Source organism: Streptomyces sp. NPDC002690 (genome assembly GCF_053592415.1).
In genome coordinates this window covers 1-24,972 of the sequence record NZ_JBSFVR010000007.1, presented here as the reverse complement: position 1 = coordinate 24,972, position 24,972 = coordinate 1, and the positions used below count along the sequence as shown (strand labels likewise).

Here is a 24,972-nt window from a genome sequence, read left to right as displayed (position 1 = left end):
CCCGCTCCCGGCATGACACCATCGAATCGTGCTCGACATCGGCTACTCCCTCTCGCGTCGCTTCCCCGACCCCCCGCAGACCGACTACCGCCGCGCGGACGTCCACGCGCTGCGGCACGACCTGTTCTCCGGGGACGTCTACCTCGCGGACACCAAGGCGGACCGCGAAGTATCCACAGCCTGGGGATGGGTGCCGGTGCTCGACTTCGCGTGGGCGCTCTGCGACATCGTCGAGCAGATCGACAAGGACCCCCGTGGCAACCGCTCGCACCGGGAACAGTTCGCCGAGCTGGACTTCACCGAGTCCAGCGACCGCATGCTCTTCGCGCGCCGGTTCGGATGGGTGGACGTCGAGGCCGACTGGATGCACGCCGACGAGCCACCGCTCACCTTCAGCCACTCCCTGCTGCGCCGCGAGGCCCGCGACTTCCTCCAGGACCTGATCGCCGACCTCTCCGACATGCACGACGGCCTCGCCGACAACCCGGTGATCTGGGACCTCCAGGCGCGCTTCCCGCGCCTCTGAGCCGACGGGTCCCGGTGGATCCACTGGCCCGGCGTGCTCACGGCTCCACCCGGACCCCGATCTGCGCCGCGAACGCCGGGGCAAGCTCCATCAGCTGCACCGGGCTGATGACCGCGCCCGCCAGCCGTTCCACACCCCGCGCGATGTCCAGTTCGGCGGCGGGGCGCAGATCCACCGCGTCCATGGTGACGTTGCTGAAGTCGGCCCGCCGCAGCACGCAGTCGCGGAACTCCACCCGCACGAGCCGGGCGTCCGCGAAGTCCGGCTCAGAGAGCACGCACCCCTCGAAGACGACGTCGGTGAGCCTGGACCCGCGCAGGTTCAGATAGTCGATCTTCCCGCCGCGCACCAGCACGCGTTCCAGTACCGCCCCGTGCATCTGCACCCCGCCGAGACGCGCGTCCACGATCTCCACGTCGCGCAGGGACGCCTCGGCCAGCTCGGTGGCCACACCCCGTACGCCGGTCAGCACCGAGTCGAGGAACCGGGCGCGCACCAGCTCCGTACGGTCCAGGGCGCAGCCGTCCAGCGCGCAGTCCATGAACCGGGCGCCGCGCCCCGACTGGTCGGCGAGGTCCACGGAGGAGAACCGCAGCCCGTCGTAGTCGCCGTCCGCCTCCAGCTCCGCGTCCTCGTACGGGGTGAGCGGCGGCAGCCGTACCTCCGGCCGCCGCGCCGCCGCGATCTCCTTGCGCCTGCCGGTGGTGCTCTTCCCGGTGGTGCCCCTGCTGGTGTTCCTGCCCGCGCTCGCTGCCATGGACCCATCGTGGCGTACGGGTCGGACAGCCGAAGGCCCAGCCCTGCCCCTACCCCGCCCCTGCCGGGTCAGCCCGCGCGGCGCAGCGCCACGGTGGACCAGCGCACGCCGGAGCGGCCGTGCAGATCCGCGCGCCCGCTGCGGTGTACGGCGCTGAGCCCCTGACCCCGTGCGAGCTCGACGGTCTCCTCGACGGACACGTCGAACATCCGCCGTCCGGCCGGAACCGGCCCGTACCGCAGGGTCAGGACCACCAGACCGCCCGGGGCCGTCACCCGGCCCAGCGCCTCCATCCCCGCCGCCCGCTCCCCCGCGTCCAAGTGCATCCACACGGCAGTCAGCAGCACCAGGTCGAACCGCCGCCCCAGCGCACGTACCGCCCGCAGTTCCGGCAATTCGTCGTCCAGCCACTCGATGGGCCGCGCCGCATGGATCACCCGCCCCCGCTCCCGCAGTCCGGCTATCGGCTCGACCGCGACCACCGTGTGCCCGAGCGCCGACAACGCGGCGGCGTCCCGCCCGCTCCCCGCCCCGACGTCGAGCACCGTGCTGGGCCGCTCGGGATACAGCTCCACCACCTCGCGGTGCACCTCGGCGAAGGTCGTGCTCTCGTACTGCTCCACCAGCGCCTCGGCCGCCTCCGCGTACCCCGCCGTACTCACGGCACCGTCCGGACCGCCCGTCATGCCCACACTCCCTGCTCTCTTCCCCGCCCGACCCGAACTCCGCGACCGCTTCCACGTGGACGCCGTACCGAGCCCCAGCGGGGTGATCCACCACCTGTTCTGGCGGAGATGACGGGACGGCTCACGGGGGACGGCACCACGCGTACGGGCCTACTCCGCCCCGCCCAGCCGCCCCAGCGCTTCGTCCGTCAGCCGGTACACGGTCCACTCGTCCTGCGGGCGCGCGCCCAGCGACTCGTAGAAGCCGATGGACGGGGTGTTCCAGTCGAGCACCGACCACTCCAGGCGGCCGTATCCCCGGTCCACGCAGATCCGGGCGAGCTCGGTCAGCAGAGCCTTGCCGTGACCGCCGCCCCTGCGCTCGGGGCGGACATACAGGTCTTCGAGGTAGATGCCGTGAACACCGCGCCAGGTCGAGAAGTTGAGGAACCACAGCGCGAAACCGACGGTCTCGCCGTCCTCGTCGGAGACGGCGATGTGCGCGTAGGCGGCAGGCCGTTCGCCGAAGAGAGCCTCGTGCAACTGCTCCTCGGTCGCCTGCGCCTCGTCGAGCGCCTTTTCGTAATCGGCCAGTTCACGAACCATGGCGTGGATGGCGGGGACGTCTGCTGCGGTGGCGGTACGAATCATGGGGGCAGCGTAGACGCGGCGGGTGGCGGGGTGGACGTCCGGTCGAACGAGGGGTGGGGGGCATCCCCGCATGTGCGGGGAGCACCGCCCCGACGAGGTGCATGACCTCTCGGACATGGGACCATCCCCGCACGCGCGGGAGCACTGCTCTATCTGGCGCCCGGGCTGCACCGCTTCAGGACCATCCCCGCACGCGCGGGGAGCGCTCTTCCCGACCTGCGGGTTCATCGCACCGACGGACCAGAATTATCCAGCTTCGCCGACTCCGACATACCAGCCAATTCACCCACAAGTGCCCGCCCGGCCATCCGCGGGCCCCACGCAGCGCAGAGCCCAACAGCCGCTCCCAGTCTCCCCCATGGGCGCCACCCGCAGACGCCGGGCGCGGCGACCGATCCCCGGGCGCCCGAGCCCGCAGCCCCCGGACCGCGCCCACCGGGCCGCCGGCGGAACCGTCTGCGGCCCCGCCGCACCGCGGTGACGGAACGCCGAGGCGTTCGTCACCCGGTGCGCGCGGGGCCGCAGACGGTTTCGGCCACTGCGCGCCGGTAGCTACCGCACGGTCACCGTGGCCGCCGTGTGCACGGACTGGTTGGGGAGGGTGACGGTGAGGGTGCTGGTCGCGCTGTCCCAGTGGTACGCGTCGCGGGAGAGGCGCTTGCCGTGGACGGTGACCTCGGTGGGGGCGTGGGTGACACCCAGGAGGGAGAGGGTCCAACGGCGGTTCTTGACCTGACCCTCGTAGGAGCCCTTGGCCGCAGCGATGGACACGGTCCGGAGCGTGCCCTTGCCGGAACGCTTCTCCTTGTAGGAGACGGCCGTAGTGGCGTTCCGGCCCTTCTCCGTCGCCGTGGTGCCGTCGTCCTCGTACAGCTTGTACGAGCCGGAGGCGCCGGAGGCGATGGACAGGGTGACGTCGGTCAGCGGGTTGCGGTCGTTGTCGGTGACGTTCTTGGTGCGGGTGGGCATGATGCCGCCGGACTTGATGAAGACGGGCATCGTGTCGAGGGTGGTGGCCACGTCCTGCGTGGTGCCGCCCTGGTAGGTCTTGCCGGTGAACCAGTTGGTCCACTGGCTGCCCGGCGGGAACCACACCGAGGTGGTGGCGCTCTCCCCGGGGGTGGTCACCGGGGCGACCAGGACGTCGGAGCCGTAGAAGTACTCGCTGCCGGCCGCCGCGTAGGCCGTCGGCTCCTCCGGGTACTCCAGGTAGGTCGGGCGGACGATCGGTACGCCGGTGCTGTTCGCTTCCTCGGCGAGGGTGTAGGTGTAAGGCACCAGGTTCTCGCGGAGGTTGAGGAAGGCGTCGGCCGACTTGCGGGCCGCCGGGCCGTACTGCCAGGGCAGCCGGTCGCTGTGGTTGCTGTGCAGGCGGTCGACGGGCTGGAAGGTACCGAGCTGGACCCAGCGGGCGTACAGGTCGTCGGGGAGTTTATTGGTGCCCTCCGCGCCGGTCAGTCCGGTCGTGTCGACGTGGCCGCCGATGTCGTGGGTGATGGACGCCATGCCGGTCGCCGCGGACTCGCCCGGCGTGTAGCCGACCTCGAAGCGCAGCGTTCCCCAGGTGGAGAGGGTGTCACCGGTGAAGTGGAGGGTGGTGCGCTTGTCCGCCCAGGGGCCCGTCGGCAGGGCCTGCTGGCCGCTGTAGCCGCCGGCCTGGAGCGAGCCGTAGGCGCGGGACATGACGAAGCCGCGCCCGATGGCCCGGGCGGAATCGTCGGCGTACTGCTGGTTGATCCACGCGTCGGGGGTCACGCCCTGGAGCGAGGACTGCGCGGCGTCGCAGCACCAGTCCAGCCACCAGAAGTCGTTGCCCTGCTCGTCCATGGTCCGGTGCAGGTCCATGTACGCCTTGAGCTGGTCCGCGTCGCCGAAGTCGAAGACGTAGCAGTCGCTTCCGCAGGCGCCCTTGACCAGCTTGCCCTTGGCGGTGGACTGCGCCTGCGCGAACTGCGGGTCGGAGCCCTGGATGCTCGGGTGCGTGTTGAGCGTGTTGTGCAGGCCCTGGGCCTCGGACCAGTCGAAGAAGCCCTTCGGGTCGGGGAACTTCGTCTTGTCGATCTCCCAACCCCGCCAGGTGTCACCGGCCTTGAAGTCGGTGTCGGTCACCAGGACGTCCAGCGGCACACCTTCCGCGCGGAACGCGGGCAGGATCTCGTCCTGGTAGTCGGCGGCCGTCCGGTCGATGTACTCCGAGTACCAGACGCCGTACGCCCAGGTGGGCAGCAGGGCGGGCGGGCCGGTCAGGGTGGCGAGGTCCGAGAGGCCCTGCTTGTAGTCGTGGCCGTACCCGAAGACGTAACCGTCCTGGTAGGACGAGCCGCCGTGCGTGGGGCGGGGCCGGACCTTCTTCGACTTGATGTCGTACAGGGCCGACGGGGTGTCGTCGAGGAGGTACCAGCCGTCCTGGCTGAGCAGACCCGGTGTGGTCACGGGGGTCCCGTTGTCGCCGTTCACCCCGTCCAGGCCCCGGCGGTACCCGCCGAGCGCGAGGTGCGGCTGCGGTGCGGGCGCCTTCGCGGAGGCCACCGAGAGGGTGTCCGCGTTGATGTGGCAGCTGGCGCCGTCGGGGCAGCCGAGGGTGACGTCGTTGGCGCCCGCCTTGAGGGTGACGGGGACGGAGGCCGTCTGCCAGTCGTCCCAGTCCTTGGTCGCGGGCAGCTCCAGGGTCGCGGTCGACGCGGTCGATCCGGCGGACGCCCCGGTGCTCACCACGGAGGCGGTGCGCGTCTGGTGGAGGCCGTCGCCGCCCTGCCCGTTGGCGTACCGCACCCGGAGCGTGTAGACGCCGTCGGCGGGGACGCCGACCACGTGCGTGGTCAGGCTCGAACCCTGGTTGAGCTCGCCGACGAAGCCGTTGCCCGCGTACCCCTGGTGGTCCAGGGCACCGGTGGCCGTGCCGGCCAGCCGGGCGGCCTCCGCCTCACAACTGGTGTCGTAGAGACAGTCCTTGATGGCGGTGGTGGCGGCGGAGGGGTACGAGTCGTCGCCCGCCGCGAGCAGCGCGACGCTGTCGAGGTTCACCGATCCGGAGTCCGAGGCGGTCCGGGTCAGCGCCACCGTGTGCGCGCCCTTGGTGAGCTTCAGCTGCGCGGTGGCCTTGGCCCAGGTGTCCCAGTTCGCGGTGGCCGGCAGCTCCACCTTCTGCGGGGCGCCGCCGTCCACGGAGAGCGAGAGGGTACGGGTCTCCGTCTTGCCGTCGCCACCCTGGGCGTTGGCGTAACGCAGCGCGAACCGGTAGGTACCGTCAGCCGTGACATCGATGTCAGTGGAGACCGAACTGCCGGTCGCCTCGAAGCCCGCGGCGAAGGCGGCCCCGGTGTGACCGCGGTGGTCCGACGCCGTGCCGAGACCTTCGAGCCGGAGGCCCTCCGCCTCGCACAGCGCGCCGAGCTCGCAGACGAGCCGCTGCCAGGGAGCGGCGGTCACGGACTGCTTGCCCGCGTCGAGTTGGACGGAGAAGTTCTCCGCGTCGAACGCCCCGGAGCCGACCCGGTAGCGCAGGGTCATCGCGCTCGTCCGGACGGTCAGCCAGCCGTCCTTCGTCCGCGCGGTGTAGGCGGTCGGCGTGAACCCGTCCCGCCCGATCGCGTTGAACGTGGGGTCGTCGGTGAACTTGCCGTCGCCCGCGTACTCGGTGCGCACGAGGGTCGGGGAGAGGATCTCGAAACGGGCGCCCCCGGAGGTGACGGTCGGTATCCGGACGGCGTGACTCCCGCCGGCGACAGCGGTTCCCGCGCCGGTCAGGGTCGTCGAGGCAGCCACCGCCAGAGCGGCGACAGCACCCACTCTCCGGCGCACCCGTGGGCTTCTGCCACGGCTCTTCGATGCGGATTTCACGTGCGACTCCGTTCATCTGTACGCCGGTCCACGGCTCGCCCCACCGCCCCGGCCACTTTCCCACGTTGCAAATCAACCACTCGGCATGCAGGAGAACACGCGCTCTCGCACGGTGTCCATAACGGTGCGGCGTATTCCGCAAGTTGACGAGGGCGGCGGGCGCGCGTCCGACGACCTCCCCGGAAACGGGGCGAGTTGGCGATACAGTGACCCGCTGTCACCGCCCCAGCAGTCGCCGGGCGATCTCGGCGTGGTCCGGGGCGAGGGTGTGCGTGCCCGCCCTGCTGTGCCAGAGGACGTTCTGGAGGACCCGGCCCAGGGTCCAGGCGCGTGCCCGCTCCCGGTCGTAGCCGGGCCCGAGCGCCTCGCTGAGGGCGTCGAAGCGCCAGACGATCTCCTCGGGTTCGAAGCGGTTGTCGAGGGCGGGGAAGAGCTCGAACCCGGGGTCGCCCGCCAGGGGCTTCGGGTCCAGCGCGACCCACTCGTACGCGCGGTCCGTGCCGGGGCGGCCGGCCAGAACGTTGTCGTAGTGCAGGTCCCAGTGGAGCAGCCGGTCACCCGGTTCGCCGGCCACCTCGCGCAGCGCCGCCGCGCAGTCCGCGACCAGCCGCCGCTCCTCGTCGTCGGCGAGCACCGCCAGCACGCGGGGCGCCTCCGCCAGCATCCGCGCCGCCATGTCCGCGAGCGTGCGCAGCCCCTGCGGCGCGGGCACCGCCACCAGCCGGGCCAGCACCTCCCCGAGCACGCCCACCGCTTCCCGGGCGTCCGGGACCGCCGACAGGGGGCGGTTCTCGTCCAGGCGCTCCAACAGCATCGCGCCGGTCTCCGGGTCGTGGGCGAGCAGCCCGACCGCCCCGGCCCCCGCCTCGCCCCACACCCGCAGCGCGAGCGCCTCGCCCGCCGACTCCTCGTCCAGCAACTGAAGCTTCAACGCGCCCGGGAGACCGGCCGGGAGGCCGCCCGGGAGATCGGCAGGGAGGCCGCCCGGAAGATCGGCGGGGAGACATCCCGGCCCACCTCCCCCATGGCCGTCCACGCCCCCGGGGGACCGGAGGACCGGGAGGACCAGCGCGCACATCCCGTACATCGGCGGGCCGTCGACGCGCAGCCCCCACTCCCGCAGATACCGCGCGGCCAGCTCCGGCAGGGCGTCGGTGAAGGCCCGTCCGGCCGTCCCGTTGAACATGGTCTGGGTGGCGATCAGCTCTTCGGGGATGTCGATCACGTCTCCGATCGTAGGACCGTGCGTCAATCGGGTCCATGGAGCGAAACCGCCCGGCCGCAGCCGTCGCCTCCGCGATCGGCGGCTGGATGGCCCGATCCCCGGGCACGTACGTCTGGTTGACGGTCCTCCTCGTCACCACCCACCTGGTGGGTCCGCTGCTCCCCGCGGCCGAGGAGTTCGTCCGGCTGCCCGCGCCCGGCGATCCGCTCGTCCTCGGGGACCGGCCACTCCGCGTGGTCCTCGCCGGTCTGCTGTGGCTGCCGGAGGGTGGGCACTGGGCGCTCTGCGCGGTGCTCTTCACCCTCCTCCACGCACCCGCCGAACACTGGCTGGGGACGCTGCGGTGGTGCGCGGTGGTGGCAGTCGCCTACGTGCCCGCCGGGCTGCTCGCCCAGGCCGTACTGCTCTGGGCGGCACGGCACGGCCACGCACCGCTCTCCGCGGCCAACTCCCCGGTGTACGCCGCCGATCAGGGGCTGGCGGGGGTCGCGGCGGTACTCACGTACCGGCTGCCGCGCGTCTGGCGGTACGCGTACGCCTTCGCCGTCCTCGTCTTCTGCGGGGTCCCGCTCGGCGCCGTGCCCGACGTGACCGACCTCGGCCGCTTCACGGCGGCCCTCGCCGGGCTGGCCTGCTACCCGCTGACCCGGAGACCGCGTCACCCCACCCGCCTCGCGCGACCGCCCCGTGGGCATCGGCCCCGCGAGACGGGACGGGCCACGGCCCAGTAATCTCCCGCATCGAGCGGCACTTCCCGTGGGCACCGTCCCCCGACGCACCGGATCTCCCCGACAACGCACCGGAAGATCTCCCCGACGCACCGGACAGCAGAGGATCATGAGCAGCGACAGAAGCGCCGAGCCCCGCCGGGAAACCACCGACGGCGGCATATCGTTCTGGTTCGCGCAGGCGGGCATCCCCGCCCCTCGCGAGCCGCTTCCCGGCAACACCCAGGCCGACGTGTGCATCGTCGGCGGCGGTTACACCGGGCTCTGGACGGCGTACTACCTGAAGAAGGCCGTCCCCTTCCTCAACATCACCGTGCTGGAAGCCAAGTTCTGCGGTTACGGCGCCTCCGGCCGCAACGGAGGCTGGCTCTACAACGGCATCGCCGGCCGCGACCGCTACGCGAAGCTGCACGGCCACGAGGCGGCCGTACGGCTCCAACGGGCCATGAACGACACGGTCGGTGAGGTCGTCCGGGTCGCCGCCGAGGAGAAGATCGACGCCGACATCCACCGGGGCGGTGTCCTCGAAGTCGCCCGCACCCCGGCCCAGCTCGCCCGGCTCAAGGACTACCACTCCGTCGAGATCGCCTTCGGCGAGCGGGACCGGGTGCTGCGGGGAGCCCGCGAGACCGCCGAACGGATCAAGGTCAACGGCGCGGTCGGCTCCACCTGGACCCCGCACGGCGCCCGCCTCCACCCGGCGAAACTGGTCACCGGGCTCGCGGCTGCGGTCGAGGCGCTCGGCGTCACGATCCACGAGTCGACCCCGGTCACCGAGATCCGGCCCAAGCACGCCGTCACCCCGTACGGCACGGTCCGCGCCCCGTACGTCCTGCGCTGCACCGAGGGGTTCACCGCGAGCGTCAAGGGCCACCGGCGCACCTGGCTCCCCATGAACTCCTCGATGATCATCACCGAACCCCTGCCGGCCGCCCTCTGGGACGCCCTCGGCTGGGCGGGGCGCGAGACCCTCGGCGACATGGCGCACGCCTACATGTACGCCCAGCGCACCGCCGACGACCGGATCGCGCTCGGCGGTCGCGGCGTCCCGTACCGCTTCGGCTCGAAGACCGACGACGACGGGCGTACCGCCCCCGCCACCGTCGAGGCACTGCGCCGGCTCCTCGTCCGCTTCTTCCCCGCCGCCGCGGGAGTCGCCGTCGACCACGCCTGGTCGGGAGTGCTCGGCGTCCCGCGCGACTGGTGCGCGACGGTCACCCTGGACCGCTCCACCGGCCTCGGCTGGGCGGGCGGGTACGTCGGCTCGGGCGTCGCCACCGCCAACCTCGCCGCCCGCACCCTGCGCGATCTGATCCAGCAGGACTCCGGGCAGGCGGGCCCGACCGAGCTGACCGCGCTGCCGTGGGTCAACCACCGGGTGCGCCGCTGGGAACCCGAACCGCTGCGCTGGCTCGGCGTCCACGGCGCGTACGCCGCCTACCGGGCCGCCGACCGCCGGGAGGCCACGTCCTCGCGCGCGGACACCGACCCACTGGCCCGGACGGCGGACCGGATCGCGGGGCGTCGCTGAGGGACGGCGCTGCTGTGGCGGGTTTCCCGGCTACCGCCCGGCCCACCCCGGCCCTACGCTGCCGCCATGACAGCGAACCCCGCCGACGCCTTCGACCTGGTGATCTTCGACTGCGACGGCGTCCTGGTCGACAGCGAGCGCATCTACGTCACGGTGGACGCGTTCGTCATGGCTGACCTGGGCGCGCCGTTCACCGAGGCCGAGATCATCGAACGGTTCGTGGGCTCCTCCGTGGAGGTGCTGCGGGCGGCGATCGAGGAGAAGCTCGGCAGGCCGGTGGCCGACGACTGGGACGCGCCGTACACCCATCTGTACCGCGCCGCGCTCGCCGACCTGACCCCCGTGGACGGCATCCCCGAGGTGCTGGCCGCGCTCACCACCCCGTACTGCCTCGCCTCCAACGGCTCCCACCGCTCCATCCACCGGAGCCTGACCACGACCGCCCTCGGCCACCACTTCGAGGGCCGCGTCTTCAGCGCCTCCGACGTCGCCCGGGGCAAACCCGCCCCTGACCTCTTCCTGCACGCGGCTCGGACCCTGGGCGCGGACCCGGCTCGGTGCGCGGTGATCGAGGACAGCGCGTACGGAGTCGCCGCCGCCCGCGCCGCCGGCATGCGGGCCTTCGGCTACAGCGGCGGCCTCACCCCGGCGGCCCGTCTCGAAGGCCCCGGCACGGTCGTCTTCGACGACATGCGCGCCCTGCCGGGGCTGCTGGCCGCCGCCGCGACCGGCTGACGCGCGGGGTGCGTCAGCGGGCGGGACATGCCGCGCCCGTGGGCGCCACGCACCGCCCCGGCCTCGCGGTCACCGCCTCCCACCAGGCACTATCGGTGTCCGGGGCAGCATCCGTACGCCGCCTCCGGGCCCTGCGGGCCCGCCGCCCACCTCTCCGGAGCACGCATGTCCTACGACGTCCACGCGGTCCGCGCGCAGATCCCCGCCCTGAAGTCCGGCTCGGCGCGCTTCGACGCCCCCGGCGGCACCCAGACCCCGCAGCCGGTGATCGACGCCATCGTCGACGCGCTGGCCCACCCCCTCGCCGTACGGGGCGTCCAGAACGAGGGCGAGCGCAACGCCGAGACCATCGTCACCGGCGCCCGCTCCGCGCTCGCGGACCTGCTGGGGGCGGACCCGCGCGGCATCGTCTTCGGCCGGAGCTCCACCCAGCTCACCTACGATCTCGCGCGGACCCTCGCCAAGAACTGGGGCCCGGGCGACGAGGTGGTGGTCAGCCGACTCGACCACGACTCCAACATCCGCCCGTGGATCCAGGCCGCCGAGACGGCCAGCGCGACGGTCCGGTGGATCGAATTCGACCCGTCCACAGCGGATCTGACACTTCATCACGTCGCAGACTCGCTCAGCGACCGGACCCGGCTGGTCGCCGTCACCGGCGCGTCCAACCTCGTCGGCACCCGCCCCGACCTGCCCGCGATCGCCGGCCTCGTGCACCGCGCCGGCGCCCTGCTGCACGTGGACGCCGTGCACCTCGCGGCGCACGCCCCGGTCGACCTCACCACCCTCGGCGCGGACTTCCTGGTCTGCTCGCCGTACAAGTTCCTCGGCCCGCACCTCGGCGTACTCGCGAGCCGCCCCGAACTGCTGGAAACCCTGCACCCCGACAAGCTGCTCCCGTCGACCGACGCCGTCCCGGAGCGCTTCGAACTCGGCACCCTGCCCTACGAGTTGCTGACTGCCGCTCGCGCCGCCGTGGACTTCCTCGCCACCCTCGCGCCCGGCACCGCCGCCGGCACCGACCGGCGCGGCCGGCTGGCCGCCGCCTTCGAGGCGGTCGAGGCCCACGAGGACACCCTGCGCGTACGCATCGAGACCGGGCTCGCGAAGCTCGACGGCATCACCGTGCACTCCCGCGCCGCTCTGCGCACTCCGACGCTGCTGCTCACCTTCCCGGGCCGCTCGGCCGCCGACGCCTCGCGCCACCTGGCCGCACGCGGCGTCGACGCCCCCGCGGGCTCGTTCTACGCCCTGGAGGCCTCCCGCCACCTCGGCCTCGGCGACGGGGGCGGCCTGCGCGTCGGCCTGGCGCCGTACAGCAGCGAGGAGGACGTCGACCTGCTGCTCGCGGCCCTGGCCGACTACCTCACCACCACACCCGCCCGCGCCTGAGCGACAGGGCGCGTGACGGCACCAGCCTCTGCGGCTACGGCTACGGCTGCGGCCACGGCTACGGCTACGGCTACGGCTACGGCTACGGCTACGGCTACGGCTACGGCTACGGCTGCGGCTACGGCTACGGCTACGGCTGCGGCCACGGCTACGGCTACGGCTGCGGCTGCGGCCACGGCTGCTGCTGCGGCTGCGGCTGCGGCTGCGGCTTGACCACCGCGAACGCCTCGACCTCCATGACCAGTTCGGGCCGGTACAGGGCGACCACCTGTACCGCCGAGCTGGCGGGCCGACGCTCCACGTCCACGTACAGGTCACGCACCGCGCGCACCGCCGGCAGGTACGCCACGTCGGTGACGAAGTAGGTCAGCTTCACCACGTCCGCGAACGTCGCCCCGGCCGCCGCGAGGCACCGGTTCAGGTTCTCGAAGACCTGCCGGGCCTGCGCCTCGGGATCGCCGGGTCCGACGACCTCGCCGTTCTCGTCCAGCGAGACCTGCCCGGAGATGGCGACCCACTGCCCGGGACCGGTGACGACGTGCGTGTATCCGGTGGCGGGGGCGACTCCTTCGGGGGCGGCGATGTGCGTGAGGTGCGTGTTCGTGTTCATACCGGCATCCTCCCCCGGGCCGGGACGCCTTGTGTCACTGCCCCGTGTGATGATCGGGCATCGGAGCGGCTCCGGGGGGACCGGCCGCGCGGAGGGGGAGAACGGCGTGAGCGAGGACGGGGCGTCCATACCGGACGAGGAGTGGGAGCGCTTCCTGCGGGATTCCGAGGCCGGAGTGCGCGATGCCCCCAAGGAGCCGTCCGCGAGGGCACGGATGGTCACCCGGCGGCTGGCCGAGGCACCCGAACCACCGGCCGCCTGGCGTTCGTTCCAGCCGGCCCCGAAGCGCCGTCGCACGGGCTGGTACGTGGTCGGAACCCTGCTGGTCGTGGCCCTGTTGGTCGTGGCGGTCGCCCCGAACCGGGTGGCCGGCTGGCTCTCGGGGGACTTCTCCGGCCCGGGCGGCGAGGAGGTCGCCACCGCCCCGCTCGCCGACGAGACCGCACGGCCGACCGCGCCTCCCGCGGCCGACGGGGTCGGCGAACTCCCCACGCTCGACGAACCGTTCCGGGGCTCGCCCGCCGCCACGTGGAAGGACGGGGCCGCAGGAATCCACCTGCCCGACGCGAAGGCGACCGGCTGGATGACCAAGGCCCAGGTCGCCGACGCGCTGGCCCGGACACGGGACTTCCTCGTCGCCACCAGCCTCGACCCGGCGACCCTGCGCGGCGAGCGGCCGGAAGCGGCGATCGCCCAGATCAACCCTCAACAGACCGACATGCGGGACTACTTGGCGAACGCGTTCCGGACGCCCGACAAGGACCACGACCCGCTGATGCTGTTCAGCCGCTTCCGGCCCTCGCAGGTGCGCCTCGTCGGCGACGTGGTGAAGACCCGCGGGCGGGTCACCTTCGCGGAGGGCAAGCGCGGCGCCCTCGAAGTGACCGCCGACATCAGCTACGTCTACCCGCTGGTACGCGCCGCCGCCGGAAGCGACGAGGTCGCCCGTACGATCGTCCGCCGCGAGACCGTCGTGAGCTGGTCCGACCCGGCGAAGGTACGGATCGACCCGGGAACCTTCTCCCTCGTCTCGTACACCGCGCACACCGCCAACGGCGGCTGCGACCCCCGACGCGGATATCTCCTCCCCGAGTTCGCCGACGACCGCGCCACCACGGACGACGCCTCCGGCCCGGCGGTCGACCCGTACGACCGGAGCACGGCCATGGACGACCTCCTCCCCGAGCAGGGCGAGTCCGCGACGTGCGGACGGGCCACGCGTACGTGACCGGGAGGGGAGGCGTCCGGGCGGAACTCCCCCGGTCCCGGTCGAACCCCGCTCCGGCACGGGCGGACCGTCGCCCCCCTCGGTTCAGCGCACGTCGAAGTCCGGGTCCCGAAGGTCGATGACGACGGAGTTGTCCAGGTTGTTGAAGAACCGCGCCGTCCAACCCTGGACCTCCACCCGCTCGAACGGGTTCGCGTTCTCCATGGACGCCACCCACACCAGGTTCCTGTCGCCATCCAGCCGGGCGAAAAACCCGTCCGCCCCGAGCGACCCCTCTCCACCGCAGATGAATCCGGACCGGTCGGGCAGCTCGAAGGAACACCCCCTGTGGAAGAAGAGGTTCGTGGTCTCTCTCCCCGCCGTCACTGCCGAGAGATCAAGGTCCAACGACGGTCCGACACGGAACTCCGAAAGGCAGGGCCCGTCGATCTCGATGGCTCGGACCGAATCGTCCGCCCTGTACAACCCATTCCGATACGGCGCTCTGTACGTCTCCCAGAGATCAGTGATGTGCCCCATTCACCTGCACCCGACCTTTCTGCACCCGACGTCTCTGTCATCCGACACGCGACCTCTCGCCGAGACCCGCGCCACACCAACCGATGCCTGCTGCCGGCAGGGAGATCACCGTCCCCCACCGGCCGGATTCAGCCGAAGGCGGGATCGTCGAGCTCCAGGGTGAGCAGGTTGCGCCAGTCGTTGGTGACGATCGCCCTGCGGCCCTCGTAACGCACCCTGATGAACGGGTTGGACACCATGGAGCGGACGACCCACCTCAAGGTGCGGTCGGGATTAAGACAGCCGATGAAGGCGGTGTGGCCCAGCCCCAGGTCCCCGACGGCCAGCCACCCCGACCCGTCCGGCAGAGGGCTCTCGTCGTTGACCTCCATCTCAGCGGTGCCGTGCTCCGCCAGGACGCGGGCCACGTCGAGCCGCCCTTCGACACGCCACCGGATCGGCTGCCCCGCGGCCGGGTGGTACGCCCCCGGTCCGTCGAACAGCAGCTCCACGCCGGTGTCGTCCGGCCGGTACAACCCGTCGCGGTACGGAACCTCCCCGGCCTTCCACGCCTCCTCGACCTGCCCCAACGTCATCCCGCCGTCCGTAGTGCGCAGCCTGTCTATCGCGTTCCCCGGCTCACGAAGCCCCGCCGCGGCTCCCCTTCGCAGCCCGCCCCGCGGTCCACGGCCCCGCCCCGCAGGGCGCTCTCCGCGACATCGGCCTGCGGGGCGCCCGTTGGGCACCTGCTTGGCCCGTTGGGCACCTGAGTGGCCCATGGGGCATGGGGCGCTCAAGTCCGTCGAAGACCAGAAGCGCACCCGATCTCAGCCTCAACCCGCGTGCGCCGACCCCCACTCGCCGCAGCGCATGACCGCACCACCAACTGATCCCAGATATACGGGACCGAGGCAGTCATGGGCCAGGGCGGAAGGACGCGCGCTACGGGAATTCTCCCCTCGTTCAACGGAAGGTGAAATTCCATTGGCCGATTCTCCGCCGTTGCCTGCCGAGACGAGCCGGAGAGTTGCCACTCTTTCCTGTGCGAATACCCGGCCGTCCTGGAGGAACAGACGTGGCACAGCAGAACACGGACGACCGTCCAGCCATCGCCGCAGCGATCGTGGTGCACGAGGGGCGCGTACTCATGGTGCGGCGCCGGATCAGCGAAGGGCGGCTCTCCTGGCAATTCCCCGCGGGCGAGGTCGAATCGGGTGAGGCGCGCGAGGATGCCGCCGTACGCGAGACGAAGGAGGAGACCGGCCTGGACGTGACCGCGCTCAAGGTCCTCGGCGAGCGCGTCCACCCCACAACCGGCCGGCTGATGTCCTACACGGTCTGTGAGGTCGTGGACGGCACCGCCTACGTCGCGGACGGCGACGAACTCGACCAGCTCGCCTGGGTGACCCTCGCCGAGATCCCGAAGTACGTGCCGTACGGACTCTTCGAGCCGGTGCGGGAACACCTCGACACCACCCTGTCCGCCTGAACAGCTCCTGGCCGACAAATCCGCCACCGACACGGGGGCCTGCCACCGAGAGGCCCCGTGAGCGGGTCGCGAGGCACCCTCGACAGTGCGCCCGTACCTCACCGAGACTGATCGCCATGGGGGACAGCGCGATGTGGGTCGCAGCCTTCACCGGCGGTACTGCCGTCCTGGCGAGCTGGGTGACCAACCTGGGGAACGTACGGGCCGCCCGGGCCCAGGCCGAGGCGTCGATACAGGCTCAGCATCGAGGACGAGTCCGGGAACTACGCCGCTCGGCCTACCTCGACCTGATGCAACGCTCCCACGAGACCGCGGAGTTGTACCGGAACGTCGCGGACACCTTCCACGAGACACCCGACCCCCAGCAGCAGTCGGCGCGCCTGGGGGAGCTGCGCCTCGAACTGCGCGGCGCCTACGCACAACTCATGCAGAGCGTCCGAGTCGTCGTCCTGGAGGGTCCGGACACGACCGCCGAGGCGGCTCAGACCGTTCAAGACGCCGCGCTGCGAGCCAACCAGTGCCTCTGGCACATCACCCGTGGGGACACCGACGCGCGTGCTCACTTCGACACCGCACGGACCGCCTACCGGCAGTGCCAGGCGCGATTCGTCGAGCGGGCGCGCGCGGCGACCGAGGCCTCCTGACAGCCCGGGTCCGCCCCGCTCGGGGACGACAGGCTTCACGGAGGGCCACGCCTGGCCCCTCCGCGGCGACCGAACAGAAAACCCCCGGCCAGACACCGTCTGACCTGGGGTTTCGTTGAGCCCCCTGTCGGATTCGAACCGACGACCTACGCATTACAAGTGCGTTGCTCTGGCCGGACTGAGCTAAGGAGGCGCGTCACGGCGCGGGTCCTGCGCGGGCCCGTCGCGTGCCCGTGCAGTGTAACCAATGCGGCGTGTGTCCAGGACGTGAAATTCACGTGGCCTGGACTACAGACAGATCGGAAAACGCCAGGTAGCGTCGCATCGGGTTCACCCGAGTGGACCACATCACTCCGTTACTCGGATCGTCCGGCACGTTCCTGCCGGTGAAGGAGAAGCATCCGCATGGCCAGTGTCACGTTCGACAAGGCGTCCCGTATCTACCCCGGCTCCACGAAGCCCGCGGTGGACCAGCTCGAGATCGACATCGCGGACGGCGAGTTCCTCGTCCTCGTCGGTCCCTCCGGTTGTGGCAAGTCGACCTCCCTGCGCATGCTCGCGGGTCTTGAGGACGTCAACGCCGGCGCCATCCGCATCGGTGACCGCGACGTCACGCACCTGCCGCCGAAGGACCGGGACATCGCGATGGTGTTCCAGAACTACGCGCTGTACCCGCACATGACCGTCGCGGACAACATGGGCTTCGCGCTCAAGATCGCCGGCGTCAACAAGACCGACATCCGGGCGAAGGTCGAAGAGGCCGCCAAGATGCTGGACCTCACCGACTACCTGGACCGCAAGCCGAAGGCGCTCTCCGGTGGTCAGCGTCAGCGTGTCGCGATGGGTCGCGCCATCGTGCGTGAGCCGCAGGTCTTCCTCATGGACGAGCCGCTGTCGAACCTCGACGCCAAGCTCCGTGTCTCCACCCGTACGCAGATCGCCTCGCTGCAGCGCCGCCTCGGCATCACGACCGTGTACGTCACCCACGACCAGGTCGAGGCCCTCACCATGGGTGACCGCGTCGCGGTCCTCAAGGACGGTCTGCTCCAGCAGGTCGACTCGCCGCGCAACATGTACGACCGCCCGGCCAACCTCTTCGTCGCCGGCTTCATCGGCTCCCCCGCGATGAACCTGATCGAGGTCCCGATCACCGATGGCGGCGTGAAGTTCGGCAACAGCGTCGTCCCGGTCTCCCGCGAGGCGCTCACCGCCGCCGCCAACCGTGGTGACACCACGGTCACGGTCGGTATCCGCCCGGAGCACTTCGACATCGTCGAGCACGGTGGCGCCGCCGCGACCGGCCTCTCCAAGGCCTCCGCCGACGCCCCGGCCGGCCTCGCCGTCTCGGTCAACGTCGTCGAGGAGCTCGGCGCCGACGGCTTCGTCTACGGCGGTGCCGAGGTCGGCGGCCAGCACAAGGACCTCGTGGTCCGCGTCGGTGGCCGCGCCGTCCCGGAGAAGGGCACCAAGCTGCACGTCGTCCCGCGTCCGGACGAGCTGCACGTCTTCGCGACCTCGACGGGCGAGCGCCTCACCGCCTGATCGCCCACGCTCCCGGGCTGGGGAGCACCGCCGCACGGGCGCCTGACCGCCCGAGCAGCAGCTGAACGCAACCGACGGTCCCGTCTCCTTCCGAGGAGGCGGGACCGTCGTCGTACGCGCCCCACCGTCGCCGCTCACACACCCGCCACCGTTGTACGCGCACCGTCGCCGTTCGCACACCCACCACCGTCGTACGCGCCGCACCGTCGCCGTTCGCACCCCCGCCAGCGTCGTACGCGCCCCACCTGCCGCCGTTCGCGCACCCACCCGTCGTCGTACACACCTCCCGCAGTCCGGCAGGTTTGGGGTTCCGGATCGGCGCGAGCGGTGAATACCGGCCCCACCCGGGGCATTTCGCCCCTCCCCGTCAACTGCGGATTCGAAAAACCCGCTCGAACTCTCCCCCGCGAGAGTGACGGAAGGTCGTCGTCACATCACGGACCGCTACGCTCGCTGCGTGACCCACACCGCGCGCCGAATCGGCCGAACTCTCGCCTTCGTCCTGCCCGTCGTCATGGTCCTGTCCGGGACGCTCGCGGTCACCCGCGTGCCGTGGTCAGCGCCGAACACGGACACACAGCTGCTGACCACCGCCTCGGCGACCGTGTCGCAGAAGGCCAAGCCCCTCGCGCCGCAGGACATCCTGCGCGAGAAGCTGCTCGTCGAGCTCAAGGAGAAGGACCCGGGCGTCGCCCTGACGGGCCTTCAGCGGGCCGTGGAGGAGAAGCCTTCGCTCGCCCGGCACTGCATGTCGATCGCCAAGGCGCTCGGCAAGGCGGCCGTCGAGCAGTACGGCCCGACGCGTGCGCACCGCTTCTCGCGGCCGGTCTGCGACACCTCGTTCGCCTCGGGCGTCGCGCAGTTCAGCTGACCAGCAGTTCTGACCGCGACCGGCCGGCACCGCATATCGTGCCTGGCATGCTGCATACGTATCCGACGCAAGCCGTGGTCCTGGCCGGTGGCCAGGGGTCGCGGCTGCGCCCGTACACCGATGACCGTCCCAAGCCGATGGTCGAGATCCCGGGCACCGGGACCCCGATCATCGGCCATCAGCTTTCCTGGCTGGCCGCCGAGGGCGTCAGCGACGTCGTGATCTCGTGCGGCCATCTCGCCGAGGTGCTCCAGGAGTGGCTGGACTCCGCCGTCCTCCCGCTGAACGTGATGACGGTCGTCGAGAACGAGCCCCTGGGGCGTGGCGGTGGGCTGAAGTACGCCGCCGCCCGGCTGCCCGATCCGGAGCAGCCCTGGTACGCCACGAACGGCGACATCTGGACCCGCTTCTCGCTGCGCGAGATGGCCGCGTTCCACGCGGAGCGCGATGCCACCGCCACGCTCGCCCTTGCCCGGCCACGCATTCCGTGGGGTGCCGTGGAGACGGACACGTTCGGGCACATCACCGACTTCATCGAGTCGCCGCCGTCCCCGTACCTGATCAACGCCGGTGTGTACGTGTTCTCCCCGGCCTTCACGGAGCTGTTGCCCGACCGGGGCGACCATGAGCGGACCACCTTCCCCCGGCTGGCCCGCGAGCGCCTGCTGGCCGGATACCCGCTGCCGCAGGGCGCCTACTGGCGGGCCATCGACACGGCCAAGGACCTGACCGAGGCCGCCAAGGAGCTCGGCGCGCACTCCGGCTGACCGTCCGGGCCCACCGAACAGGCCGGATTCACGGTGCCGTTCGCGTACGTACCCGGGCCCGGCCCCGGGCCCGGCCCCGCGCGCCGTATCCACGTACCCGGGCCCGGCCCCGCGCGCCGTATCCGAACCCGAAACGCGAACCCGCACGCCGGCACCAGCACCGGCACCGGCACCGGCCCGAACGGAGAACCGGCGCCGGCCACGACGGGGAAGAGGTCCCACCGGACGTTCCGGTGGGACCTCTTCCCCGTGCTACCGGGTGCTACCCGGCTGCGCCCCTCAGCCGAGGAGGCCACCGAGCGGGTTCCGGCCGCCGCCGGAGGTCGAGTCGCCGGAGCCGCTGTCACCGTCGGACGGGTCCGAGGTGTCACCGCCGGTGGCGCCGCCTCCGTCACCCGAGCCGGTGGTGGAACCGGAGGAGGACGGGCCGGAGCTGGCGGACGGGGGTGCCTCGGGAGCCGTCTCCTGCCGCGGGGGCTGCTGGGCGGTGCCCTGCGTCGCGCTCGGCTCGGCGCCCGTACCGGTGGACGCCTCTCCGGCGGTGGCCTCGGTGCTCGGGGTGGTGCGCTCGGCGGACGGGGTCACCGGGGCGACGGAACGGGACGGCACGGGGGTGTTCTCCCGGACCGGCTTCTTCGGCGCCTTGGGCTTCTCGGGGGTCTCCTCCGGGAGCGGGACGCCGGGAAGCTGGTTGGTCGGCTTCTCGTTCGGGCCCGGCACGGTCACGACCTGGGTGGAACGGACCGCGCCACCCAGCACGGAGCCGACGAGCAGCGTGAGTCCGACGACCACGCTCGCCAGGACCGATCCGCGCCGGAGGACCCGGCTGCGCAGGTCCCAGATCCCGGAGCGCGGGCCGAGCCGGCGCCACGCCTCGCCGGCCAGTCGGGCGTCCACCGAGTAGACCGGGGCGCCCGCAATGACGAGCGGGCTCCAGGCCGCGAGGAAGATGATGTCCGGGGCGTCGAAGACGGCGACGGTGTGCCAGCTGACCGTCACCAGCAGCGCGGCGGAGAGCAGCGCGCCGAAGGCGGCGGCGACGCGCTGCCAGAGGCCGAGAACGGTGAGCACACCGACGACGACCTGCAGGAAGGCGACGGTGAGTCCGGCGCCGACCGGGTGCGTGAGTGCGGCGTCCCGCAGCGGTTCGGCCGCCTCCCACGGGTGGAGCGAGTTCAGCCACTTGACCATGGAGCCGCGTTCGCCGCCGTCGAAGAAGACGGGGTCGCTGAGCTTGCCCATGCCCGCGTAGATGGAGATGAAGCCGAGGAAGACGCGGAGCGGGAAGAGGACGACGCCGAGGTTCATGCGGCGGCCCGGGTAGTAGGCGTGCCGGACGGAGTCGCCGGCGGTCCGCCGGTCACGGACCTCGGGGTCCTCGTCCGGGTCGTCCTCGAACCGGTCGTCGCCGAACCGGCCGTTGCCGAACTTCTCGTCGTACCGGTCGAAGCTGCCGTCGTAGCCGCTGCTCGCGCCGTCGTACGCGGGGCCGGTCCCGTCGTACGCGCCGACCGCCTGCCGCATGGGCGGGAGGAGCGGGCCGCCCGTGCGCTGCGGGGACGGCAGCACCGGGTTGGGCTGCGTCTCGTCCAGGTGCGGGACGAGCCGGGTGGCACCGGTGGCCGTGCGGCCGTCCAGGTGGCCGGTGGAGGAGTTGCGTACGGCCTGGAGCAGGCCCGACGCCCCCGGGTCGCCCGGCTCCGACCTCCCGCTCCAGACGACCGGGGCCCGCCTGCGCCCCCCCGCTCCGCTCATCGCCGGGACGCGTGCGGCGCCGACCGGAGCCGCACCCCGCAGCCGTGCGCGCTGGCCCGGGGGAAGCTGCACCCGGAAGCTGGCGTGGTTGACGATGACCTGCGCGGGGTCGCTGTCCACCTTGGTCATGCTCAGGGCGGGTTGATCGTCGAACCGAGGCGTTCTGGTGTCCACACTCATCTAACCGAGTGACGTGACGTTAGGACACTGCCTTGACCTCGCCTAAGTGTCCGAGAACCGTCAACAGGTCGAGTTGAGTGCCTCGTTCCGGTTCACGGACCGCCCCAAATGCCCCGCCCGTACCCCTTGGCCGTACCCCTGTCCGGGCCCCTGTCCGGGCCCTCCCGTACCCCTGCGAGCCGGGCCCGGTCAGGAGGTGAGTGGCTCCCACCAGGCACGATTGTCCCGGTACCAGGCGGTGGTCTCGGCGAGCGCCTCGGTGAGCGCACGGCGCGGCCGGTAGCCCAGTTCCGAACACGCGCGCGACCGGGCGGCGCCTGACAGCGGTACGCGGTCCGTGCGCGGGAACGCCTCGGCCCGGCGGTCCGCCGGGGGGTCGGCGCACAGCTCCGCCAGCAGCCCGGTCAGCTCTTCCTCGCTCAGCGCCGCGCCGCCGCCGAGGTTGTAGGTGCGGCCGGGGCGGCCCCGGGTCCGGGCGAGTTCGATGCCCCGGCAGTGGTCGTCGACGTGCAGCCAGTCCCGCACCCGGGTCCTCCCGCCCCCGCCCCCGCGCGGCACGTCGAGGCCGCCCATCAGACGGGTCACGAGGGACGGCACGGTGTGCTCGGGAAACTGGTGCGGGCCGTAGGTGCCGGCCGCCCGGACGACGCGGACATCGAGCCCGTGGGTGCGGTGGTGGGCCAGTGCGATCAGGTCGGAGGACGCCTTCGACGCGGAGTACGGGGAGTCGGGGGCGAGCGGGGCGTCCTCGGCGCGCGGGCCCGCGCCCCCGGGGCCGTACACCTCGTCGGTGGAGACGTGGACGAACCTGCGGACCCCGCCGCGCGACGCGGCCTCCGCGAGGGTCTGGGTGCCGAGCACATTGGTCGACACGAAGACGGCCGTACCGTCGACCGAACGGTCCACCTGCGTCTCGGCCGCGAAGTGCACGATCTCGTCGTGCCGGGCGGCCAGCCGGGCGACGACCGCCGGATCGCAGACGTCCCCGTGCACGAAGCCGAAACGGGGGTCGGCGAGCACGGTCGTGAGGTTGGTCAGGGTGCCCGCGTGGGTCAGCTTGTCCAGGACGGTGACGGTCACGTCGCCCGGCCCGTCGGGGCCCAGCACATGGCGTACGTACCCGGAACCGACGAAGCCCGCTCCACCGGTGACGAGAAGACGGGTCGGACCGCCGCGAGTCCCACGGCCCCGAGTCCCACGCCCCTCACCCGGCGCGCTCCCACCCGGTGACGGCGGCGATTCTCCCATCCCGTTCCGGAAATTCGTTCCTGGAATTATATCTCTCCGCACACGGGCGACGGTAACACAGCCCCCTTTCTCATCAATCTTTCAGAGAAATCTCACGCACGCCACAGTTTCGAATCACGGCCGCTTAATGAACACGTAATAAAACTCGGAGTACGCAGTGCGGAATTCCGCATGTCCGAGGAGGTACGAACCGAATGCTCCAGCACGACCCACGGGTGAGGGCGGCCGGCCGCCGGGCCCGCCGGACGTTGCGCGCCCTGAGGAACCGCGTGGGCGCGGCGACCACCCGACGACCGGCACCGGCGAGGCCCGCCCCCCGGGGCGCACGGCTGGTTCCGGACCCCGTCTTCGTCATCTCTTCCGTGCGTTCCGGCTCGACCCTGTTGCGGGTGCTGCTCAACAGCCATCCCTCGGTGCGCGCCCCGCACGAGATGCACCTGCGCACCCTGGAGGTGCGGCTGCAGAAGGCGTACAGCGAGAAGGCGATGGACAAACTCGGCCTTGACCGGGAAGAACTGGAACATCTCCTCTGGGACCGGGTCCTCCACCGCGAGCTGGTGCACAGCGGCAAGGACGTCATCGTCGACAAGACGCCGGGCAACGCCCTCATCTGGCGGCGGCTCCACGCGGCCTGGCCCGACGCCCGCTTCGTCTTCCTGCTCCGCCACCCCGCCTCGATGGTCAGCTCGCTCATCAACGGCCGCCCCGACCGCGACCTCGACGCGACCGTGTCCGAGGTGAAGACCTACGTGGACGCCGTCCACGAGGCACGGGCCGCCCTGCCCGGCCTCACCGTGCGGTACGAGGAATTGACGGAGGACCCCGCCGCCGTCACGAAGGAAATCTGCGAATTCATCGGCGTCGAATGGACGCCGGACATGCTGAATTACGGAAAGCAGGACCACGGTCCTTTCCAGGCATTCATCGGGGACTGGAGCGACAACATCAAATCCGGTCGAATCCAGCAGGCCCGCGCCCTGCCCTCCGCCGAGGAAGTCCCCGCGCGACTGCGCGAGATCTCCCGCGCCTGGGGGTACCCGTGCTGAATCCCTGCCGCATTCCGTCCGGCGGCGCCACCGTATGGCTGACCGGCCTGCCCAGCTCCGGCAAGAGCACCGTGGCCCGGGCGGTCGAGGATCGGCTGCGCGCGTCGGGCCGCCGGGTCGAGGTGCTGGACGGCGACGAGATCCGCACGTTCCTCTCGGCGGGGCTCGGCTTCACCCGCGAGGACCGGTACACCAACGTCCAGCGCATCGGGCTGGTCGCCGAGGTCCTCGCCCGCAACGGTGTCGTCGCCGTCGTCCCGGTCATCGCCCCGTACGCCGACAGCCGCGAGGCGGTCCGCGCCCGGCACGAGAAGAGCGGCACCCGCTATCTGGAGGTCCACGTCGCGACGCCGGTGGAGGTCTGCTCGGTACGCGACGTGAAGGGGCTGTACGCCCAGCAGGCGGCGGGCGAGATCAGCGGCCTCACCGGCGTGGACGACCCGTACGAGGTGCCGGACTCACCGGATCTGCGGATCGAGGCCCACCGCCGGACGGTGACCGAATCGGCCGACGCCGTCCTGGAACTGCTCGACGGACCGGATCGCCACGGCGCACCGGTCCCGCACGACGGGGAGGACCCCGCATGAACGACACCCGCGTGAACGGCACCCTCACGACCAGCACCCGCGTGAACGGCACCCTCAGGACCGGCGCCCCCGCCGCCGGCACCCCCACGACCGGCACCCCCACGACCGGCCCCACCACGGAAGCGGGTACGCATACCGGCCCGGCGCCCCGCACCGACACCGTCACCGGCCCCCGCCCGACGGCCCCGGAACGCGCGCGCGCCGAACCCCCGCATCCCCGGCGCTCGCACCTGGACTCGCTGGAGTCGGAGGCGGTGCACATCTTCCGTGAGGTGGCGGGGGAGTTCGAGCGGCCGGTGATCCTCTTCTCCGGCGGCAAGGACTCCATCGTGATGCTCCACCTCGCGCTGAAGGCCTTCGCCCCCGCACCGATCCCCTTCACCCTCCTGCACGTCGACACCGGGCACAACTTCCCCGAGGTCCTCGACTACCGCGACCGCACCGTCGCCGCCCACGG

The 24,972-nt window shown here is 71.7% G+C and carries 24 protein-coding genes, 1 tRNA gene and 1 pseudogene; 15 read left to right on the top strand and 11 right to left on the bottom strand.

Features of this window, described 5'->3' with window-relative positions; all coding sequences use genetic code 11:
• Window positions 1-28: 28 nt before the first annotated feature.
• Window positions 29-526: a hypothetical protein gene (locus tag ACWD3D_RS02005; protein WP_451458975.1), complete on the top strand. Its 498-nt coding sequence runs from the start codon at window positions 29-31 to the stop codon at window positions 524-526.
• Between the two features lie 37 nt (window positions 527-563).
• On the opposite strand, the gene ACWD3D_RS02000 is transcribed toward ACWD3D_RS02005, so the two are convergent.
• Together ACWD3D_RS02000 and ACWD3D_RS01995 are read right to left on the bottom strand one after the other, a co-directional pair.
• Window positions 564-1,211, bottom strand: a complete 648-nt coding sequence (locus ACWD3D_RS02000) for a pentapeptide repeat-containing protein (protein ID WP_451459004.1) — start codon at window positions 1,209-1,211, stop codon at window positions 564-566.
• 140 nt (window positions 1,212-1,351) lie between these two features.
• Complete coding sequence (locus ACWD3D_RS01995; protein WP_451458974.1) at window positions 1,352-1,969, bottom strand: class I SAM-dependent methyltransferase; 618 nt, start codon at window positions 1,967-1,969, stop codon at window positions 1,352-1,354.
• A gap of 34 nt (window positions 1,970-2,003) precedes the next feature.
• Here ACWD3D_RS01995 and ACWD3D_RS01990 point away from each other — a divergent pair.
• Window positions 2,004-2,081 (top strand): annotated as a pseudogene (locus tag ACWD3D_RS01990) (dihydrofolate reductase family protein); the annotation flags it as partial.
• A 38-nt stretch (window positions 2,082-2,119) separates the two neighbouring features.
• On the opposite strand, the gene ACWD3D_RS01985 reads toward ACWD3D_RS01990, so the two are convergent.
• The 3 genes from ACWD3D_RS01985 to ACWD3D_RS01975 all read right to left on the bottom strand — a co-directional run bounded on the left by ACWD3D_RS01985 (window position 2,120) and on the right by ACWD3D_RS01975 (window position 7,625).
• Window positions 2,120-2,599 carry an N-acetyltransferase family protein gene (locus ACWD3D_RS01985; protein WP_451458973.1) on the bottom strand — a complete coding sequence of 160 codons (480 nt, stop codon included), beginning with the start codon at window positions 2,597-2,599 and terminating at the stop codon, window positions 2,120-2,122.
• 552 nt (window positions 2,600-3,151) lie between these two features.
• Window positions 3,152-6,364, bottom strand: a complete 3,213-nt coding sequence (locus ACWD3D_RS01980; RefSeq protein WP_451458972.1) for a TIM-barrel domain-containing protein — start codon at window positions 6,362-6,364, stop codon at window positions 3,152-3,154.
• 292 nt (window positions 6,365-6,656) lie between these two features.
• A complete protein-coding gene (locus ACWD3D_RS01975) occupies window positions 6,657-7,625 on the bottom strand; it encodes an aminoglycoside phosphotransferase family protein (protein ID WP_451459003.1) in 969 nt (322 codons plus the stop codon).
• Window positions 7,626-7,699: 74 nt separating this feature from the next.
• Here ACWD3D_RS01975 and ACWD3D_RS01970 point away from each other — a divergent pair, with 74 nt between their 5' ends.
• The 4 genes from ACWD3D_RS01970 to ACWD3D_RS01955 all read left to right on the top strand — a co-directional run bounded on the left by ACWD3D_RS01970 (window position 7,700) and on the right by ACWD3D_RS01955 (window position 12,050).
• Window positions 7,700-8,395 carry a rhomboid-like protein gene (locus tag ACWD3D_RS01970; protein ID WP_451458971.1) on the top strand — a complete coding sequence of 232 codons (696 nt, stop codon included), beginning with the start codon at window positions 7,700-7,702 and terminating at the stop codon, window positions 8,393-8,395.
• A 106-nt stretch (window positions 8,396-8,501) separates the two neighbouring features.
• Window positions 8,502-9,923 (top strand): NAD(P)/FAD-dependent oxidoreductase, encoded by a 1,422-nt coding sequence (locus ACWD3D_RS01965; protein WP_451458970.1) that lies wholly within the window; start codon window positions 8,502-8,504, stop codon window positions 9,921-9,923.
• 66 nt (window positions 9,924-9,989) lie between these two features.
• Window positions 9,990-10,658, top strand: coding sequence for an HAD-IA family hydrolase (locus ACWD3D_RS01960; RefSeq protein WP_451458969.1), 669 nt, complete (start codon window positions 9,990-9,992; stop codon window positions 10,656-10,658).
• Between the two features lie 165 nt (window positions 10,659-10,823).
• Complete coding sequence (locus ACWD3D_RS01955) at window positions 10,824-12,050, top strand: cysteine desulfurase-like protein (RefSeq protein ID WP_451458968.1); 1,227 nt, start codon at window positions 10,824-10,826, stop codon at window positions 12,048-12,050.
• A gap of 154 nt (window positions 12,051-12,204) precedes the next feature.
• Here ACWD3D_RS01955 and ACWD3D_RS01950 read toward each other — a convergent pair whose 3' ends face one another.
• The gene (locus ACWD3D_RS01950; RefSeq protein WP_451458967.1) at window positions 12,205-12,660 is read right to left on the bottom strand and encodes a RidA family protein; all 456 of its coding nucleotides are present in this window, start codon (window positions 12,658-12,660) and stop codon (window positions 12,205-12,207) included.
• A 106-nt stretch (window positions 12,661-12,766) separates the two neighbouring features.
• On the opposite strand from ACWD3D_RS01950, the gene ACWD3D_RS01945 reads away from it, so the two are divergent.
• On the top strand, window positions 12,767-13,888 hold the full coding sequence (locus ACWD3D_RS01945) for a hypothetical protein (RefSeq protein ID WP_451458966.1): 1,122 nt from the start codon (window positions 12,767-12,769) through the stop codon (window positions 13,886-13,888).
• Window positions 13,889-13,972: 84 nt separating this feature from the next.
• Here ACWD3D_RS01945 and ACWD3D_RS01940 read toward each other — a convergent pair whose 3' ends face one another.
• Together ACWD3D_RS01940 and ACWD3D_RS01935 are read right to left on the bottom strand one after the other, a co-directional pair.
• Complete coding sequence (locus ACWD3D_RS01940; protein WP_451458965.1) at window positions 13,973-14,407, bottom strand: hypothetical protein; 435 nt, start codon at window positions 14,405-14,407, stop codon at window positions 13,973-13,975.
• A 128-nt stretch (window positions 14,408-14,535) separates the two neighbouring features.
• A complete protein-coding gene (locus ACWD3D_RS01935) occupies window positions 14,536-14,982 on the bottom strand; it encodes a hypothetical protein (protein WP_451458964.1) in 447 nt (148 codons plus the stop codon).
• 479 nt (window positions 14,983-15,461) lie between these two features.
• On the opposite strand from ACWD3D_RS01935, the gene ACWD3D_RS01930 reads away from it, so the two are divergent.
• Together ACWD3D_RS01930 and ACWD3D_RS01925 are read left to right on the top strand one after the other, a co-directional pair.
• Window positions 15,462-15,875 carry an NUDIX hydrolase gene (locus tag ACWD3D_RS01930; RefSeq protein ID WP_451458963.1) on the top strand — a complete coding sequence of 138 codons (414 nt, stop codon included), beginning with the start codon at window positions 15,462-15,464 and terminating at the stop codon, window positions 15,873-15,875.
• Window positions 15,876-15,991: 116 nt separating this feature from the next.
• The gene (locus ACWD3D_RS01925) at window positions 15,992-16,519 is read left to right on the top strand and encodes a hypothetical protein (protein ID WP_451458962.1); all 528 of its coding nucleotides are present in this window, start codon (window positions 15,992-15,994) and stop codon (window positions 16,517-16,519) included.
• Between the two features lie 118 nt (window positions 16,520-16,637).
• Here ACWD3D_RS01925 and ACWD3D_RS01920 read toward each other — a convergent pair.
• Window positions 16,638-16,712 (bottom strand) — tRNA-Thr (locus ACWD3D_RS01920).
• Window positions 16,713-16,924: 212 nt separating this feature from the next.
• On the opposite strand from ACWD3D_RS01920, the gene ACWD3D_RS01915 reads away from it, so the two are divergent.
• From ACWD3D_RS01915 to ACWD3D_RS01905, 3 genes are all read left to right on the top strand, one after another.
• On the top strand, window positions 16,925-18,061 hold the full coding sequence (locus ACWD3D_RS01915) for an ABC transporter ATP-binding protein (protein WP_387370032.1): 1,137 nt from the start codon (window positions 16,925-16,927) through the stop codon (window positions 18,059-18,061).
• 457 nt (window positions 18,062-18,518) lie between these two features.
• Window positions 18,519-18,932, top strand: coding sequence for a hypothetical protein (locus tag ACWD3D_RS01910; RefSeq protein ID WP_451458961.1), 414 nt, complete (start codon window positions 18,519-18,521; stop codon window positions 18,930-18,932).
• A 50-nt stretch (window positions 18,933-18,982) separates the two neighbouring features.
• The gene (locus tag ACWD3D_RS01905; RefSeq protein WP_451459002.1) at window positions 18,983-19,699 is read left to right on the top strand and encodes a nucleotidyltransferase family protein; all 717 of its coding nucleotides are present in this window, start codon (window positions 18,983-18,985) and stop codon (window positions 19,697-19,699) included.
• 279 nt (window positions 19,700-19,978) lie between these two features.
• On the opposite strand, the gene ACWD3D_RS01900 is transcribed toward ACWD3D_RS01905, so the two are convergent.
• On the bottom strand, window positions 19,979-21,634 hold the full coding sequence (locus tag ACWD3D_RS01900) for a DoxX family membrane protein (RefSeq protein WP_451458960.1): 1,656 nt from the start codon (window positions 21,632-21,634) through the stop codon (window positions 19,979-19,981).
• A gap of 189 nt (window positions 21,635-21,823) precedes the next feature.
• Complete coding sequence (locus ACWD3D_RS01895) at window positions 21,824-22,882, bottom strand: dTDP-glucose 4,6-dehydratase (RefSeq protein ID WP_451458959.1); 1,059 nt, start codon at window positions 22,880-22,882, stop codon at window positions 21,824-21,826.
• Between the two features lie 269 nt (window positions 22,883-23,151).
• Between ACWD3D_RS01895 and ACWD3D_RS01890 the strand changes: the two genes are divergently transcribed.
• The 3 genes from ACWD3D_RS01890 to ACWD3D_RS01880 form a co-directional block, all read left to right on the top strand.
• Window positions 23,152-23,928 carry a sulfotransferase family protein gene (locus ACWD3D_RS01890; protein ID WP_451458958.1) on the top strand — a complete coding sequence of 259 codons (777 nt, stop codon included), beginning with the start codon at window positions 23,152-23,154 and terminating at the stop codon, window positions 23,926-23,928.
• Window positions 23,922-24,515 carry an adenylyl-sulfate kinase gene (cysC, locus tag ACWD3D_RS01885; protein ID WP_451458957.1) on the top strand — a complete coding sequence of 198 codons (594 nt, stop codon included), beginning with the start codon at window positions 23,922-23,924 and terminating at the stop codon, window positions 24,513-24,515. Before ACWD3D_RS01890 ends, cysC begins: the two co-directional genes overlap by 7 nt.
• On the top strand, window positions 24,512-24,972 hold a 461-nt coding region (locus tag ACWD3D_RS01880), incomplete at its 3' end, for a phosphoadenosine phosphosulfate reductase domain-containing protein (RefSeq protein ID WP_451458956.1). The genes cysC and ACWD3D_RS01880, both read left to right, overlap by 4 nt.

Coding starts and splice junctions, on each gene's coding strand:
- ACWD3D_RS01995 (WP_451458974.1), bottom strand. CDS start 1,969: ATGACGGGCGGTCCGGACGGTGCCGTGAGTACGGCGGGGTACGCGGAG.
- ACWD3D_RS01985 (WP_451458973.1), bottom strand. CDS start 2,599: ATGATTCGTACCGCCACCGCAGCAGACGTCCCCGCCATCCACGCCATG.
- ACWD3D_RS01975 (WP_451459003.1), bottom strand. CDS start 7,625: ATGTTCAACGGGACGGCCGGACGGGCCTTCACCGACGCCCTGCCGGAG.
- ACWD3D_RS01970 (WP_451458971.1), top strand. CDS start 7,700: ATGGAGCGAAACCGCCCGGCCGCAGCCGTCGCCTCCGCGATCGGCGGC.
- ACWD3D_RS01965 (WP_451458970.1), top strand. CDS start 8,502: ATGAGCAGCGACAGAAGCGCCGAGCCCCGCCGGGAAACCACCGACGGC.
- ACWD3D_RS01960 (WP_451458969.1), top strand. CDS start 9,990: ATGACAGCGAACCCCGCCGACGCCTTCGACCTGGTGATCTTCGACTGC.
- ACWD3D_RS01955 (WP_451458968.1), top strand. CDS start 10,824: ATGTCCTACGACGTCCACGCGGTCCGCGCGCAGATCCCCGCCCTGAAG.
- ACWD3D_RS01950 (WP_451458967.1), bottom strand. CDS start 12,660: ATGAACACGAACACGCACCTCACGCACATCGCCGCCCCCGAAGGAGTC.
- ACWD3D_RS01940 (WP_451458965.1), bottom strand. CDS start 14,407: ATGGGGCACATCACTGATCTCTGGGAGACGTACAGAGCGCCGTATCGG.
- ACWD3D_RS01935 (WP_451458964.1), bottom strand. CDS start 14,982: ATGACGTTGGGGCAGGTCGAGGAGGCGTGGAAGGCCGGGGAGGTTCCG.
- ACWD3D_RS01925 (WP_451458962.1), top strand. CDS start 15,992: ATGGGGGACAGCGCGATGTGGGTCGCAGCCTTCACCGGCGGTACTGCC.
- ACWD3D_RS01915 (WP_387370032.1), top strand. CDS start 16,925: ATGGCCAGTGTCACGTTCGACAAGGCGTCCCGTATCTACCCCGGCTCC.
- ACWD3D_RS01900 (WP_451458960.1), bottom strand. CDS start 21,634: ATGAGTGTGGACACCAGAACGCCTCGGTTCGACGATCAACCCGCCCTG.
- ACWD3D_RS01895 (WP_451458959.1), bottom strand. CDS start 22,882: ATGGGAGAATCGCCGCCGTCACCGGGTGGGAGCGCGCCGGGTGAGGGG.